The following is a 15,168-nucleotide window of genomic DNA, read 5'->3' on the forward strand; positions in this document are numbered from 1 at the left end:
CCGCCGGGCCGGTCGACGGAAGCGGTCAGGATCAGTCAGCGGTCAGGCACGGACCGCGCTCAGTCGAACAGGATGACCTGCCGGACGGCCTTGCCATCGGCGAGCTGGTCCATGGCCGCGTTGATGTCCTCCAGCCGGATGTGCGAGGAGATCAGTTCCTCCACCGGCAGCTTTCCCTCACGCCAGAGCTGGGCGTAGCGGGGAATGTCGCGTGCGGGCACCGCTGACCCGAGGTAGCTGCCCACGATGGTGCGCGCCTCCGCGGTGATGGTCAGCGGGAAAATCTGCGCGCGGGCTTCGGGGGACGGAAGGCCGGCTGTCACCGTTGTGCCGCCTGGCTCGGTGGCTGTGAAGGCGGTCTCGAAGGCGCGCGCGTTCCCGGCGCACTCGATGACGTACTTCGCCTTGATGCCCTGCTCTGTCACCTCCTGCGGGGTGTAGGTCTCGTGGGCGCCCAGGCGCGCGGCCTGCTCCAGCTTGTCCGGCAGCGTGTCGACCGCAACCACGCGGGAGACGTTCTGGGACACCGCCGTGATCAGGGCCGCCATGCCGACCCCGCCAAGACCGACGATCATGACACTGTCTTCGGGCTTCGGCCGGGCGGCGTTGAGCACGGCGCCGCCGCCGGTCAGCACGGCGCAGCCGAGGACGGCGGCGACGTCGGCCGGGACGTCGTCCCCGACCGGCACGGCCGAGGCCCGGTCCACGACCGCGTACGTGGCGAAGCCCGACACCCCGAGGTGGTGGTGGACCTGCTCGCCGTTGCGGGTGAGATGCCGGGTGCCGTGCAGGAGTTCGCCGGCGTTGTTGGCCCGGGAACCCGCCGTGCAGGGCAGCCGGCCGTCCTCCGCGCAGTTCGCGCACTCCTCGCAGCGCGGCAGGAAGCTCATGACCACGCGCTGTCCCGGTTCCAGGTCAGTGACCGCTGACCCTGTCCGGATGACCCGTCCTGCCGCTTCGTGGCCCAGCAGCATCGGAACCGGCCGCACCCGGTTGCCGTCGACCACGCTCAGGTCCGAGTGGCAGACGCCGGCCGCTTCCAGCTTGACGAGGAGCTCTGTCGGTCCGGGCTCGCCGAGGTCCAGCTCGGTGACGGTGATCGGGGCGGACTCCGCGTAGGGCCGCGGCCGGCCGATCTCTTCCAGTACTGCGCCAACGATCTTCATCGATCCCCTCGCTCGCTTCGCTTGATGGGTGTGGGTGGTGTGCTGCTACAGCGAGCAGCCGATAAGCACCGGCTCTGCCTCGAGCCTGATGCCGAACTTTTCCTGCACTCCGTCCCGCACCGCGCGGGCGACAGCGAGCACGTCCTCGGCGCTCGCGGCGCCCCGGTTGGTGATCGCCAGCGTGTGCTTGGTCGACAGCGCCGCGCGGCCGCCGGAGACGGATCCGGCGTCCAGGCCAAACCCTTTGGCGAAGCCGGCACGGTCAATGAGCCAGGCGGCGGACAGTTTGACGGTCCCCTCGACGCCGGAGGGGAAGCGCGGGGCGTCCTCGGGAAGCGTGCCCGCTACGGCCGCCGGAACGATCGGATTGGTGAAGAAAGAGCCCGTGCTGAACGTATCGCGATCCTGCGGGTCCAGCACCATGCCCTTGGAACCCCGCAGCGCCAGCACTGTGCGGCGCACGTCGTTGGCGTAGGCCCGCTGGCCGACGTCGACCCCGAGCGTGCGGGCGAGCTCGGCGTAACGCACCGGGGCGCTCATCCGGCCCAAGGCGAGCTGGAACTCCACGGTCAGCACGACGTACCGTGGGGAGCCCTCGACGGTGCTTTCCTTCAGCACGGAGTTGCGGTAACTGAACTTCAGCTCCGAGTTGGTGAACGTCTTCACCGCGCGCTTCTGCCGGTCCCAGACCCGGATGAGGGCGATGGTCTGCGAAACATCGGAACCGTAGGCACCCACGTTTTGCACCGGGGTCGCACCGGTGGATCCCGGGATGCCGGAGAGCGCCTCGAGCCCCGACCACGCGTGCAGCACCGTCGCCTCGACAAGCCGGTCCCAGTTCTGGCCTGCCTGGACCACCAGGCTGACGCCGCCGCAGGTGTCCTCGGAGTTGACCTTGTAGCCGCTGGAAGCAATCCGCAGGACCGTGCCGGGGAACCCGTCGTCGCCGACAACGAGGTTGGAGCCGCCGCCAATGATCAGCAGCGGCTCGCCGGCATCGTCCGCGCTGCGGACGGCGTCGATGATCTCCGCCTCGGTGGCCGCCTCCACGATCCGGGCCGCCGGGCCGCCGACTCCCAGCGTGGTGAGGGAGGCAAGCGTCCCGGCCCCGGTCAGCGGGGTGCCGGGCATTGGGTTCTGCGCGTCCGTCATTTCTGCCACGCCTCCACCGTATCGCGGCGGGCGCTGCCGGCGGTCGCCAGGCTGACCCCGACGAGGGCCAGCACCGCCAGCAGGGCGTACCGGATTCCCACCCGGTCCCCCAGCAGGCCCAGCAGGGGCGGACCGCAGAGAAAGGCCGCGTAACCGATGGTGGACACCACTGACACGCGGGCGGCGGCGGAGCGCGGGTCGTCCGCGGCGGCGGACATCCCCACCGGGAAGCCGAGCGACACGCCGAGGCCCCAGAGCGCGAGCGCGGCCATGGCAAGCCACTGCCAAGGCGAGAAGACGAAGACGGCCAGGCCCGTGATGGCGAGCGAAGCGCAGAGCCGCAGCACCACCACGCGGCCATGGCGGTCCAGCAGCACCGTTCCGGAGAGCCGACCCAGCGTCATGGCGACGACGAAGATGCCGTAGGCCAGGGCCCCCACGGCGTTCGAGGTCCGGTAGCCGTCGGCCATCGCCAGCGCCACCCAGTCCCCTGCCGCTCCTTCGCCAAGAGCCATGCCCAGCACCATCAGGCCCAGCAGCAGGGTGCGCCGCTCCCGCCAGGCCGCGAAAACCAGGGACCGGTTGCCGCGGGGTGATGGCCCGGCTTCGGGTTCCGGCACGGCCTGCGGCTCCGCAGCAAGCGTGATGGTCTCCAGCGGCCCGGTGTTCAGGCTCGCGGCCGCTCCGGGAATGCTGTCCGCGCGGAAGTTCCGCGCCCCGGTCCAGACGGTGGCCACGACAACGGTGCCAACCACCCCCAGATGCCAGGCGACGGGAACGTTCCAGAAGGCCGCAAGGGAGCCGAGGCCGGCCCCGAGGACCGTTCCGGCGCTGAAGGCCGCGTGCAGGCGGGGCATGATGTGCCGCCGCAGGGCCCGCTCGACGGCGGCGCCCTCCACGTTCGAGGCGACGTTCCAGGACCCGGTGCCCAGCCCGAGGAGCGTCAGGGCGGCGCCGGCCGCGGGGGCACTGGCCAGCACTGTGGAACCGAGCCCCACGAGGAGCAGGCTCACGCCCACCAGGGCGCTTCCGGTCTGGATCGTGCGCCGTGAACCGAGCCGAAGGATCACGAACCCGGAGGCTGACACCGACAGGAAGGAACCGACGGACATGCACAGCAGCAGCAGGCCCACGGTGGCGGGCGTCAGTTGCAGGGCATCCCGGATGGCCGGAAGCCTGGAAACCCAGGAAGCGAATGCGAGGCCGCTCGCCGCGTAAGCGCGGGCCACACCGTTGCGCCAGGCCAGCGTCGCCGGACTGGCCGAAGGGCCTTGGGCGCGCCGCCCGGCCCTCACCTCACACGGACCAGGGCCTGGGCCTTGACGAGCACTTTCTGTCCGCCGGCAGTCACGGCCAGGTCCACCCGGACAGTGGCGTCGTCCTCGTTCACGGCGCCGATCGTTCCGGTGACCTCAATGACCGCGCCCACAGCGCCGTCGACGTCCTCCACCGTGACCGGCTTGGTGAAGCGGGTCTGGTAGTCGACGACCGCGCCCGGGTCCCCCGCCCAGTCGGTGACGAGCTGCACTGCAGCGCCCATGGTGAACATACCGTGCGCGATGACGCCGGGCAGCTCCACCATCCGGGCGAATCGTTCGTTCCAGTGAATCGGGTTGAAGTCACCGGAGGCTCCGGCGTACCTGACGAGGTCCTGCCGGGTCACCTCGATGCTGCGGGAACCGATCTGCTGGCCGACGGACAACTCTGACAGCACCATGCTCATTGGTTCTCTCCTCGGACCAGGATCGACGAGGTGGTGGTGGCCACGCGCTCGCCCTCGGGGGTGCTGATTTCGGCGCGCGTCGTGAGCATCGCGCCCCCGCCCATGGACCGCACCTGATCCACGTGGAGCTCGGCGACCAGGCGGTCCCCGGCGACAATCGGCCGGTGGTGGGTGAAACGCTGCTCGGCATGCACCACGCGGGAGAAGTCGACGCCGGCTTCCGGGTCCTCGATGAGCTGCGCATCGGCGCGTTGGGCAACAATGATGGCGAACGTCGGAGGTGCCACCAGATCCTCGTACCCGAGGGTGCGCGCAGCCTCGACGTCGAAGTGCGCGGCGTGCGTGGCTTTGACAGCGCGGGCGAACTCGCGGATCTTCTCGCGTCCGACGTCGTACACCTCGCCGGAGGGATAGCTGCGGCCCTGGAGATTTGGGTTGATGGACATGCCTCCACCTTATCGCGGGGGCAGCGGCTGGCTTCGGTGGACGCTGTTGCGCGCAGCGCAACCTGGTTGCGCAGCGTGCACGTCTTCGCTGATAGTGGTGGTGCCCGCCGTCGACGCCGACAGAAGGATCGCAGTGCAGCACACCGACGTGATTTGCGTGGGGGAAACCATGGCCCTGGTGACCCCTGTCGAACCCGTGCCTCTCGCCACCGCGGACCTGTTCCGGATCGAGTGCGGCGGGGCCGAATCCAATGTGGCGATCCAACTGCGCCAGCTGGGCCTGGAAACCATGTGGTTCAGCAGGCTCGGCGCCGACCCCCTCGGTGAGCGCGTACTGGCCGCCGTTGGCAGCCACGGCGTGGACACCTCCCTGGTGATCACGGACCCGTCCGCCCCGACCGGCCTGTACCTCAAGGATCCCGGGCTCGGCGGCACCCGGGTCCACTACTACCGCAAGGGTTCGGCAGCCTCACGGATGTCGCCGGCGGACCTGGGCATCCTCCCGCTCTCCACGGCGCGCCTGGTGCATGTCTCCGGGATCACCCCGGGGCTGTCCCCTTCCTGCCGGTCGATGCTCGACCGGCTGTTCGAGCTCACCGCTGCCACGGAGGCGCTGCTCTCCTTCGACGTGAACTACCGGCCCGGCGTGTGGTCCGTCGAGGATGCCGCACCCGTGCTGCTGGACTTCGCCCGCCGGGCCGACGTCGTCCTGGTCGGACGCGATGAGGCCGAAGTGCTGTGGGGCACCTCCACGGCCGAGGCCGTTCGCGACCTCCTGCCGGGGACACGACGGCTGGTCGTGAAGGACGCCGACGTCGGCGCCACCGAGTTCATCCCGGGGCAGGAGACCATCTTTGTGCCCGCCCGGCGCGTCGAGGTCGTCGAAGCCGTCGGAGCCGGGGACGCGTTCGCCGCCGGCTATCTCGCCGCGCTGCTCGCGGGTGACCCTGCTGCGGAACGGCTCGCGCGCGGACACGAGCAGGCGGCCAGCGCGCTCTCCAGCACTGCGGACTTCGTGCCCGCCGGCACCCGCTTGCTGCCTGGCGGCGGGGCGGCCGTTATGGAGGCCGGCGCCTGATGTCGCACAGCGTTGCCCGGGCGGTCGCGGTCCTGGAGCTGCTCTCGACCGGCCCCGGGACGCAGTCGGCGGTCGCTGCTGCCTTGGGCGTGCACCGCTCGACGGCGCTGCGGCTGCTTGAGTCCCTCTCCGAGGGCGGCCTGGTCCGCCGCGGCGACGACCAGCGCTACTACCTCGGCTCCCGCCTCAACGGCCTCGCCGCCGCGGCAGCGGACCAGTTCGAACTCGGAGCCGCCGCCCACCGGCATCTGGCGGCTCTGCAGCGTGCCACCGGCGCCACGGTCCACCTGGGCGCCCTCGAGAACCGGGTGATCCGGTATGTCGACAAGGTCGAGCCCGCCCGCTCGGTCCGGCTCTATTCACAGATCGGCGCCCCGGTCATCCTGCACACCGCGGGAATCAGCAAGGCCATCCTCGCCTTCCAGCACCCGGAGGTGGCCGCGGAGCTGCTCGCCGGGCACGTCTACGAACGGTTCACCGCGACCACCCTGACCAGCCGGGCGGAACTGGACGCGGAGCTCGCCCGGGTCCGCGGGCGCGGCTTTGCCGTGGACGACTCCGAGCACGAAAGCTTCATCGGCTGCATCGCCGTGCCGGTCCGCGGCCATGACGGGTCCGTCAGCTGCGCGGTCTCGTTGACCGAACTTACCGCCAGGGCGACAGTTGCCGCCCTGGAATCCCACCTCGGCCGGCTTACCGAAGCTGCCGACGCCATCGCGAAGGAGCTTGGATGGAAACCCTGATGACTACCGGTGATTCGAACAGCTGGTTTGATCAAGCCTTCCGAAGGGCGCCGCTCATGGCGATCCTGCGCGGCTTCGGAACGGCCCGCAGCCTCGAGCTGGCTGCCACGGCCTGGGACCTCGGCCTGGACTGCGTGGAGGTGCCTATCCAGACACCGGCCGACGTCGAAGCGCTCGCCGCCGTCGTCGAAGCCGGAGCGGCGCGCGGCAAGCAGGTCGGGGCCGGCACCGTGGTCATGCCGGAGCATGTGGCGCAGGCGCACGCCGCCGGCGCGGCCTTCACCGTCAGCCCCGGCTTCGACCCGGAGGTCGTGCAGGCCTCCCTGGCCGCGGGGATGCCCTCGCTGCCGGGGGTTGCCACGCCGAGCGAGATCCAGCTGGCTGCCAAGCTGGGGCTGCTGTGGCTGAAGGCCTTTCCCGCCTCCGAGCTCGGCACCGGCTGGTTCAAAGCCGTCTGCGGGCCTTTTCCGCAGCTGAAGTTCGTCGCCACGGGAGGGCTCGACGCCGGCAACGCGGCGGACTACCTCGATGCCGGCGTCCGTGTCGTCGCCGTCGGCTCCGCCCTGCAGGACCCGAACCAGCTCGGGGCCCTCGCCGGGCTGCTCACGAGCCGCAACCGTGACGCGGTTTCCCGTTTATGACGCGCTTTGTCGCGCGTCATAAACGGGAAACCGCGTCATAACCTGGAGATCACCACTCGGCGAAAGCGCCGTCGTCGTGCCGCCAGACGGGGCCGCGCCAGGCATGGCCCTTCTTGCTGGCCTCGCGCACTGCCCTCTCGTCAACCGTGATCCCCAGACCCGGCCCAGTGAGCCGCTGCACCCGGCCGTCGGTGAACGTGAAGACCTCGCGGTCCACCACGTAGTCCAGCACCTCCGCTCCCCGGTTGTAGTGGATGCCGATGCTTTGTTCCTGGATGAGGTGGTTCGGCGTGGCGAAACCGATCTGCAGGCTGGCCGCGAGCGCGATCGGGCCGAGCGGGCAGTGCGGTGCGATCTGGACGTCGAAAATCTCGGCGAGCGAGGCGATCCGGCGCAGCTCGGAAATCCCTCCGGCGTGCGAGGTGTCCGGCTGCGCGACGGCGATCCCGGATTGCAGCACTGGAAGGAACTCCTGGCGCGAGTACAGCCGCTCCCCCGTCGCGATCGGGATGGACGTCGCCGACGTGATGCCGCTCAGCAGGTGGGAGCCCTCGGGCAGCGTCGGTTCCTCGAGGAAGAACGGCCGCAGCGGTTCCAGCAGCGGAAGCACGCGGCGCACGTTGGCCACGGTGAAACGGCCGTGGAAGTCCACCGCGACGTCCCGCGTGTCCCCCAGCACGCCGCGGGCGGCCGCGACCCGGGCCACCACCGCATCGATGTCGGCGATGGTGCCCAGCGGGCCCATGCGGCCGCTGGCGTTCATCTTCACTGCCGTGAAGCCCGCCTCCACCTGTTCGGCGATGGCGTCCGCAACCTGGTCCGGCTCGTCGCCTCCCACCCAGCAGTACATCCGGATGGAGTCCCTGACCGGGCCGCCAAGGAGCACGTGGACGGGGACCCCGAGGTGCTTGCCCTGGATGTCCCAGAGCGCCTGGTCCAGGCCCGAGACCGCGCTGGCCAGCACCGCTCCGCCCCGGTAGAAGGACCCCTTGGTCATCACCTGCCAGTGGTCCTCGATGCGCTGCGGGTCCTGGCCGATCAGCAGTTCGGAGAGCTGGACGACGGCGGCACGGACGGTCTCTGAACGTCCCTCGAGCGACGCCTCGCCCCAGCCGACGATGCCGGTGTCCGTCTCGACGCGCACGAAGAGCCAGCGCGGGGGTACGAGGAACGTCTCGATCCGGGAGATTCGCACGGTTTTCCTTTCAGCCCCGCATGCGCTTTCGGACGGTGCGGGCGCGAATGACCAGTCCTGTCACGTGAAGAACGAGTCCGATGCCGATGAACGGCAGGCCCGCGACCATGAGCGCTCGGTTCTGTGTGTTCGCCCCGATGATCGTCATCAGGATCCCGGCAGCGGTGAAGGTCATCGAGACGATGACGATCGTCCGGTACACGGGCGTGGCGGTCTCCCAGAAGTCGCGAAGCATTCCCCCATGGTAGCGGCGGAGGAACCCAGCTGCTTCGACGGCCGCGCGGACGTTCAGCCGTCCAGCCCGAGCCGGCGCCGCCGGGCCCGCGCCGACAGCTCGCTTGGACCCTGTTTCTGCAGCACCACACCAATCGCCGCGAGGACTGCTTTGGCCGCGCCCACCGCCGGCAGCCGGAGAGGCCCCACATGGGCCGGTTCGAGGCCGAGCAGCCGTCGGTAGCGCGGATCGATGGTGGCGACGGCGCCTTCGAAAAGGACCCGGTAGCCCGGCAGCAGCGCCGGGTGCAGCGGCGGCCGGCGGATGAACCGCACCACTTCCTCCACCCGCGGGCCCCCGCAGAGGACGCCCTCGTCGAGCAGACTGTCCATGGCGGCACGCAGCTGCGCCTCTGAGCGAGGGGGCTCCGGAACCTGCATCAGCTCCGCCGCGGCGGACCACTCGCGAACGTAGGCATCGGCACCGCCGGGAATGCCGCCGCCCCACACCTGATGCGCCGTGAGGAAGGATTCCGCGAAGGCCATATGCACCCAGGCAAGCAGCTCCGGGTCGTTCGCCGAATAGGGCAGGACGGCCCCGTCCGCCCGCTGATACGTGCCCTGGACACGTTCATGCAGCCGGCGCACGTAATCGGAGCCGCCCTTCGCGGCCGCCGTGTCCCCGTAGGTGACCGTGAAGATCCAGCGGATGGTCCCCGCCAGGCGCCCCAGCGGATCCTCCCGGAACCGGGAGAACTCGTAGACCCCGGCCAGCGCCCCGGGGTGCAGGGCCTGGATCAGCAGCGCCCTGATGCCGGCCACGATCGGGCTCATCCCGCCGTGGACCGCCCAAGTGGCAGAGGACGGGCCGAAGAAGCCGCCGTCGTCGCCTTTCGCCAGGTCCAGCTCCCATTGCGGCACGCCCTCGGACTGGCCGCTGAAGGTCAGGCGCAGCAGCCTGCGCCAGCCCGACAGCACGTCAATCATCCGGAAATCCCCCTGCAGCATGTGCTCTTGCAGTGTTCCACGTGCACGGCCCCTGATCCGTTCCCGGCGGGAACGGACCAGGGGCCGGAAAAGTAGCGGGCCGGGAAAGGATCAGACCGGCTGGACGCCGAAGGCGACCGCGAGCTTCATGATCTTCTGCGCCCGGCCAAGGCGGGGAAGGTCCGAGCCGTCCCGGATCACCCCGCCGCGGGCCTCGAAGTCAGCCATGAAGTCGGTGGCCCAGGCGACGTCGCTCGGGGTCGGGCTGATGACCTCGTTGATGATGGCCGTCTGGTCCACCGCCAGGCACAGCTTGCCCGTCATGCCCATCAGCACTGTCACCGCGGTCTGCTCGCGCAGGATCGGGTGGTTGGTGCCCACCGTCGGTCCGTCGATCGGTCCGGGCAGGCCGCCGACGCGGCTGGCGACGACGAGCTTGGCGCGGGGGTAGGCCATTGCTTCGCGGTCGGCCGACATGCCGGTGTCGCGGCGGAAGTCGCCGCTGCCGAAGGCCAGCCGGAAGGCGCCCTTGGCCTTGGCGATGTTGTTCGCCTCCTCGATGCCCACAGCGGACTCCACCAGGGCGATGACCGGGGTGCGGCCACCGAGCCGGTTGTAGGAGTCGGAGACCTGCTCGGCGGATTCGGTCTTCGCGAGCATGACGCCCAGCAGGCCCGGGTTGCCGGCCAGTTCAGCCAGGTCATCCGCCCAGAACTCGGTGGTCGCATCGTTGATGCGCACCCACGCCTGGCCCCCGGCGCGGAGCCAGTCCGCGACATCCTTGCGCGCGGCGGGCTTTTTGGACGGATCCACCGCGTCCTCGATGTCGAGGATGATCGCGTCGGCACGGGAGCTGGCGGAGGTCTCGAACAGCTCCGGCTTGGTGGCGGGAACGAGGAGCCAGGACCGGGCGATATCGGCGCTGATGCGGCGCTCGGTTCGTGCTGGTTCGACGGACGGAAGAGAAGTCATGGTTCTACCGTAGCGCCGCGGGCGCTACGGCAACGAACCGGCGGGCATGTGAAGCGCGCGACCAATACGACCAATATCGGCCCTCCCTCCCGGGCACCCGGCAGCGGCGGCGGGTAGGCTGTTGGAAAGCCGCGGCGCGGCTTCGATCCGTCCAGAAGCGTCGGCGGCGAGGTGAGGTTAGCGAACCCCTACCGAAGGAGATGCCTGCAATGACAGATACCGCTCGAGCCAAAGAGGATGCGCCGGCGCCGGACGCTTCGCGCAAGCCGGACAGTCCGACCGATATCAAGAAACCGTCCTGGTCCTACATCGCCAAGAAATCGCTGCGCGAGTTCGGCAATGACCAGTGCACGGACCTGGCAGCGTCGCTGACCTATTACTCCGTGCTCTCCCTGTTCCCCGCCCTGCTGGCGCTGCTGTCGATTCTCGGTGTGGTCGGCCAGGCGCAGCAGACGACCGAGGCCGTCCTGAAGATCGTCGGCCGGTTCGCGCCGGCCACAGCCCTGGACACGATCAGGGGGCCGATCATGGACCTGACGCACTCGTCTGCGGCCGGGTTCACGTTGGTCATCGGCATCCTGGGCGCGCTCTGGTCCGCCTCCGGGTACGTCGGCGCCTTCGGTCGCGCGATGAACCGTATTTACGAGGTCGATGAGGGCCGGCCGGCATGGAAGCTGCGTCCTGTGCAGCTGCTGGTCACCGTCGCGGCCGTGCTCCTGGCCGCCGCGGCGGCCCTGATGCTTGTCGTTTCCGGCCCCATCGCCGACGCCATCGGGGGCGCCGTCGGTCTTGGACCGCAGGTTGTCGCCATCTGGAACATCGGCAAGTGGCCGGTCCTCGCCGCGGTCGCCGTCGTCACCATCGCCATCCTGTACTACGCGACTCCCAATGTGCGACAGCCGAAGTTCCGGTGGATGAGCCTCGGTGCCCTCATCGCGCTGATTACGCTCGTGGTCGCGTCCGTCGCCTTCGGGTTCTACGTCGGTAACTTCGGCAACTACAACAAGTTCTACGGCACGATTGGCGGCGTCGTGGTGCTGTTGCTCTGGCTGTGGATTGCGAACCTGGCACTGCTGTACGGTGCGGAGTTCGACGCGGAAACTGAACGCGGTCGCCAGCTCCAGGCCGGCATCGCGGCCGAGGAAACCCTCCAGCTGCCGCCGCGGGGTACGAAAGTGAGCGACAAGAAGGCGGCTCAGCGCGCCAAGGACGTGCGCGAGGGCAAACTTCTGCGGGAGAGCTTCGAGATCCGCCGCGACCCCTACGCCAACGTCCGCAGCCGCCGTTCAAGGACCGGCTCCGAGGAGCAGGAGAACCGGTAAGGCTTCGCGCCCAGTAAGGATTCCGGCTCAGCAAGCCTTCCCGCTCAGGGGCCCAGCGTCACAGAGGACCGCGGATCCGGCCTACCCGGCGGCGTGCCCGTGCTTCCGGGGCTCGCCGGGTCACGCAGGACCATTTGCGCTTTCTGGGTGAAGCCCGCGCCCAGCATCCGCGCGAAGGCGCCGGGTTCCTGCGGGATGCCTGAGCAGCTGTCGGATACCCGCGTGGCCCTGGTCCCGGACGGCGCCGTGCGGCACGCCGTGTCCCGGTTGAGCGACCACAGCGATATCCTCCCGATGCCGTGGTCCCGGGCGAACCGGTTCAGGCCCTTGGCAGCCTGCAGGTCGAAGACGTCCCCGGCTGTGTCGTTCTCCCCCACCATCGGAGTCAGGCCGATGCGCCGCCAGAGTCCGGCGTCGTCAAGGTTCTGGTTGGCCCCCCGGTAGAGCTCGGCGAGCTGCGACTTCGTGCTCTCCGCCGCTTGGACGGCCGAGTCCAGCATGCTCTTTCCGCTCAGGCGCGTGTCCAGGTTCATCGTCATGATGTTCACTCCGGCCAGTTCCACACCGGCCTGCAGCATGTGCCGGACGGCGGCCTTGCCTTCGTCGGCGAGCCCGCTGGTGGAAACCGGCAGCGTCAACCAGACCTGCAAGGGCTTGCCGGCCTCCTTGCTCGCTGCCTGCACCCGGGCGAGCGCCTCCGCACGGCGGCTGCCGGCCGCATCGGTCAGGGCGTCCCCCTCGACATCCATGTCGACCGTGTCCAGCCCGTAGCGCGCAACGACACTCTGGTAGGCGCGGAACAGCTGCTCCGGATCGGTGCACGCGACGGCGAGCTCCTTCTCGAGCTGGCCGCCGAAGGAGACAGCGACGTCATCCCCGTTCTGGCGCGCCCGCCTGACCGCCCCGTCGAGATCGAGGGAGGCCTTCGCCTGCTCCAGCGAGTACTGGCTGCCCCATGACGGCTGGCAGGGGCGCTTCGGATCGGCCACCACGAACGCGAGGACCGTCGTCGCGGGCCCGTCTGCCTGCGAGTGCTCAAACGGATACCGGGGCTGGAGGGTTACATCAACGTATCCGCCGAACCAGAGGTTCGCCTGTGGCGGCTCGGTGGTGGTGCCCGCCATCGGGTTCCAGCCGGCCCGCCCTGTCACGGCCATCACCCCCAGCAGCGCCGCGATGGCCACCAGCAGCACGGCGGGCCACCGGTTGGCCCGGCCCTGTCCCATCACGTCGTACATGCCGTCAGCCGACGGTTGGCACCGCGGCCGCCGGGATGCTGTCCGGCTCGGCGTCCGGGCGCGCTGGCGCTCCGGCGCCCGCCGGCATCAGCACGCTGTTGGTGCGCTCCGGCCGGTACCAGCCGACGGCCCTGCCGCGGAGCGCCTGGACGATGGAGCCGTACACGACGTAGAAGCGCAGGGGCTCGTAAATCAGGCGGTAGAGCGGGACGATCAGCAGGTGCAGGAAGCTCTCGCGGACCATGATCACGGCCACGAGCGAGATCAGCAGGTGGGTCGCTGCCACAAATGCCGCAAAAATGGCGATGGCCTGCCACTCTCCGTGCGCCAGGCTGATACCGGCCACGATGAACGTCATCGGCATGAAGATCAACGGAACCACCACGGAGATCAAGGCGTACGGGAGGGTCACCAGGCCCAGGACGCCGTAGCGCGAGCGGAACAGCATCCCCCGGTGCTTGTACAGCGCCTGAATGTTCCCGTAGGTCCACCGCAGCCGCTGCTTCGCGAAGGCCTTGACGGTCATCGGCGCCTCGGTCCAGGCGACCGCGGCGTTTTCCTGCACGATGGCATAGCCCAGCCGCTGGATCGAGAGCGTCAGGTCGGCGTCCTCCGCCATGGAGTCGTGCGAGTAGCCGCCCACCTGCAGCAGGGCGTCCCGGCGCCAGGCGGCGCAGGCCCCGGGTGCGATCGAAATGGCACCGACCAGACCCTCGGCCATCCGCGTCACGCAGATGCCGGAAATGTACTCCAGGCTCTGCCAGGCGGTGAGCAGGTTGCGCCGGTTGCCCACCTTCACCTGGCCGGCGACCGCTCCCACGACCTTGCCGCTGGGCTTCTCGACGAAGTGGCGGGCCAGCACGCGGATGGTCTGCGGTTCGAAGAGGGTGTCCCCGTCGAGCGTGACGATGATCGCCCCGCGGGAGTTGGCAATGCCGTTGTTGCTGGCCATGGACTTGCCGCCGTTGGGCTGGTCCAGCACGCGCAGCTGCGGCCAGGACCGGGCGTACTCCCGCAGCACGGCCAGCGTGTTGTCGGTGGAGCCGTCATTGACGGCCACGACCTCGAAGGCCGGGTAGTCGCTGGCGCGGAGGGCGTCGAGTGTCTTGGCCACGACCAGTTCCTCGTTGTAGAGGGGCAGAACGACGCTGACGAACGGCAGCTCGGCGTCGCTGAGCGCTGGCCACTGGTGCCTCCTTTGCCGGGACCAGGAGACGAGGGCGAGCACGATGTAGAGGAAGGACATGGTGGTCAGCGAGATGATGCCGAACCAGAACAACCACGTCACCACGACATCCGGCACCACCAGGGTAGCCGTCATCGCCGAGAGCGTCGCCGTGTCCGCCAGCACAGGCTTCGCGGCCTTCTGCGGGACGTACTGGGGTGTGAGCAGGGGCTGCACGGTCGAGAAGGTGTAGCCCTGGGCCTTTGCCTCGGCAATGAACTTCTTCAGCATCGCGATGGAGCCCGCCCGGTCCCCGCCGCCGTCGTGCATCAGCACCACGTGGCCCTTGCCGTCGAGCTTCGGCACCGGGATGGTCTGGCCTGGCGCGTAGCTCCAGTCAAGGGTGTCCAGGTCCGCGTCAAGGTGCAGATAGCCCAGCTGCTGCGCTTGGAGCAGCGCGAGGGCGTTGTTCTGCGGCCAGCCGGTGGGAATGCGGAACAGGCTGGTTGCGTAGTTGTCCATCGCCCTCAGCACGCGGTCGGTGCCGATGAGCTCCTGGCGGTTGTGCAGGTCGTCGTTGGCCCAGAAGTTCGTGTGGGTCATGGTGTGGTTGCCGACCATGTGCCCTTCGCGCACTATGCGCTTGAAGATGTCGGGGTTCTTGACCACCATTTCGCCGACGACGAAGAACGTAGCCGGAACCTTCTCCGCCGCAAGCAGGTCCAGCAGCGCCGGAGTGTTGCGGGGGTCCGGTCCGTCGTCGAAGGTGAGCATCAGCGTCTTGTCCTTGGGCACGCCGTAGGACTCGACGACGTACGGACGGTTGCCGATTGTCTTGACCTCGTCCGGCGTGGCCTCGCGGAAGATGGTGTCACTGAACGGATCCTTCAGGAACACCCTTCCATCGCGGCGATCGACCAGGTCGATACGGTCGATGTCTCCGTTTTCGGGGCCGATCTTGGGCAGGTTGCGGCGGTCCGCCGAGGCAATCAGCTGACGCGGGTAGCCGACCGCCTGGTTCTGTGCTGCGTTGTGCAGCGGAGCCGTCGCCGCCGGAAGGACCCAGACGGCGCCCAGCACGAACGCCAGGACCGCCGCGAACACCGCGATCACGATCCGGCGCCACC

Annotated in this window: 15 protein-coding genes; 4 read left to right on the plus strand and 11 right to left on the minus strand. The window is 69.3% G+C overall.

Going from position 1 to position 15,168, the window contains the following annotated elements; translation table 11 throughout:
- Window positions 1-59: 59 nt before the first annotated feature.
- The 5 genes from KIH31_RS00850 to KIH31_RS00870 form a co-directional block, all read right to left on the minus strand.
- Complete coding sequence (locus KIH31_RS00850; RefSeq protein WP_214425179.1) at window positions 60-1,166, minus strand: alcohol dehydrogenase catalytic domain-containing protein; 1,107 nt, start codon at window positions 1,164-1,166, stop codon at window positions 60-62.
- Window positions 1,167-1,211: 45 nt separating this feature from the next.
- On the minus strand, window positions 1,212-2,318 hold the full coding sequence (locus tag KIH31_RS00855) for a UDP-N-acetylmuramate dehydrogenase (protein WP_250545385.1): 1,107 nt from the start codon (window positions 2,316-2,318) through the stop codon (window positions 1,212-1,214).
- Window positions 2,315-3,547: an MFS transporter gene (locus KIH31_RS00860; protein WP_307857490.1), complete on the minus strand. Its 1,233-nt coding sequence runs from the start codon at window positions 3,545-3,547 to the stop codon at window positions 2,315-2,317. The genes KIH31_RS00855 and KIH31_RS00860 overlap by 4 nt, the downstream gene beginning before the upstream one ends.
- A gap of 62 nt (window positions 3,548-3,609) precedes the next feature.
- On the minus strand, window positions 3,610-4,041 hold the full coding sequence (locus KIH31_RS00865) for a MaoC family dehydratase (protein WP_214425181.1): 432 nt from the start codon (window positions 4,039-4,041) through the stop codon (window positions 3,610-3,612).
- Window positions 4,038-4,487, minus strand: coding sequence for a MaoC family dehydratase N-terminal domain-containing protein (locus KIH31_RS00870; RefSeq protein WP_214425182.1), 450 nt, complete (start codon window positions 4,485-4,487; stop codon window positions 4,038-4,040). Before KIH31_RS00870 ends, KIH31_RS00865 begins: the two co-directional genes overlap by 4 nt.
- A gap of 133 nt (window positions 4,488-4,620) precedes the next feature.
- Here KIH31_RS00870 and KIH31_RS00875 point away from each other — a divergent pair, with 133 nt between their 5' ends.
- From KIH31_RS00875 to KIH31_RS00885, 3 genes are read left to right on the plus strand one after another with little or no spacing between them, the layout of a single operon-like run.
- Complete coding sequence (locus KIH31_RS00875) at window positions 4,621-5,565, plus strand: sugar kinase (RefSeq protein ID WP_307857491.1); 945 nt, start codon at window positions 4,621-4,623, stop codon at window positions 5,563-5,565.
- Complete coding sequence (locus KIH31_RS00880; protein ID WP_214425184.1) at window positions 5,565-6,308, plus strand: IclR family transcriptional regulator; 744 nt, start codon at window positions 5,565-5,567, stop codon at window positions 6,306-6,308. Before KIH31_RS00875 ends, KIH31_RS00880 begins: the two co-directional genes overlap by 1 nt.
- Window positions 6,308-6,949 carry a bifunctional 4-hydroxy-2-oxoglutarate aldolase/2-dehydro-3-deoxy-phosphogluconate aldolase gene (locus KIH31_RS00885; protein WP_214425185.1) on the plus strand — a complete coding sequence of 214 codons (642 nt, stop codon included), beginning with the start codon at window positions 6,308-6,310 and terminating at the stop codon, window positions 6,947-6,949. Before KIH31_RS00880 ends, KIH31_RS00885 begins: the two co-directional genes overlap by 1 nt.
- Window positions 6,950-6,998: 49 nt before the next feature.
- On the opposite strand, the gene dgoD is transcribed toward KIH31_RS00885, so the two are convergent.
- From dgoD to KIH31_RS00905, 4 genes are all read right to left on the minus strand, one after another.
- Window positions 6,999-8,144 (minus strand): galactonate dehydratase, encoded by a 1,146-nt coding sequence (gene dgoD / locus KIH31_RS00890; RefSeq protein ID WP_214425186.1) that lies wholly within the window; start codon window positions 8,142-8,144, stop codon window positions 6,999-7,001.
- A 10-nt stretch (window positions 8,145-8,154) separates the two neighbouring features.
- Entirely contained in the window at window positions 8,155-8,379 is a 225-nt protein-coding gene (locus KIH31_RS00895) for a DUF3188 domain-containing protein (protein WP_214425187.1), read from the minus strand.
- Between the two features lie 53 nt (window positions 8,380-8,432).
- Window positions 8,433-9,344 (minus strand): oxygenase MpaB family protein, encoded by a 912-nt coding sequence (locus KIH31_RS00900; protein ID WP_214425188.1) that lies wholly within the window; start codon window positions 9,342-9,344, stop codon window positions 8,433-8,435.
- Between the two features lie 111 nt (window positions 9,345-9,455).
- Window positions 9,456-10,316 carry a CoA ester lyase gene (locus tag KIH31_RS00905; protein WP_214425189.1) on the minus strand — a complete coding sequence of 287 codons (861 nt, stop codon included), beginning with the start codon at window positions 10,314-10,316 and terminating at the stop codon, window positions 9,456-9,458.
- Window positions 10,317-10,525: 209 nt separating this feature from the next.
- Here KIH31_RS00905 and KIH31_RS00910 point away from each other — a divergent pair, with 209 nt between their 5' ends.
- The gene (locus KIH31_RS00910) at window positions 10,526-11,638 is read left to right on the plus strand and encodes a YihY/virulence factor BrkB family protein (protein ID WP_214425190.1); all 1,113 of its coding nucleotides are present in this window, start codon (window positions 10,526-10,528) and stop codon (window positions 11,636-11,638) included.
- 44 nt (window positions 11,639-11,682) lie between these two features.
- On the opposite strand, the gene KIH31_RS00915 is transcribed toward KIH31_RS00910, so the two are convergent.
- Both KIH31_RS00915 and KIH31_RS00920 read right to left on the minus strand, forming a co-directional pair.
- On the minus strand, window positions 11,683-12,876 hold the full coding sequence (locus KIH31_RS00915) for a chitinase (protein WP_214425191.1): 1,194 nt from the start codon (window positions 12,874-12,876) through the stop codon (window positions 11,683-11,685).
- A gap of 4 nt (window positions 12,877-12,880) precedes the next feature.
- On the minus strand, window positions 12,881-15,154 hold the full coding sequence (locus tag KIH31_RS00920; RefSeq protein WP_307857492.1) for a bifunctional polysaccharide deacetylase/glycosyltransferase family 2 protein: 2,274 nt from the start codon (window positions 15,152-15,154) through the stop codon (window positions 12,881-12,883).
- Window positions 15,155-15,168 lie beyond the last annotated feature (14 nt).

The sequence above is a fragment of the Paenarthrobacter sp. DKR-5 genome (genome assembly GCF_018531425.1).
In the GTDB taxonomy this organism is placed as follows: Bacteria; Actinomycetota; Actinomycetes; order Actinomycetales; family Micrococcaceae; genus DKR-5.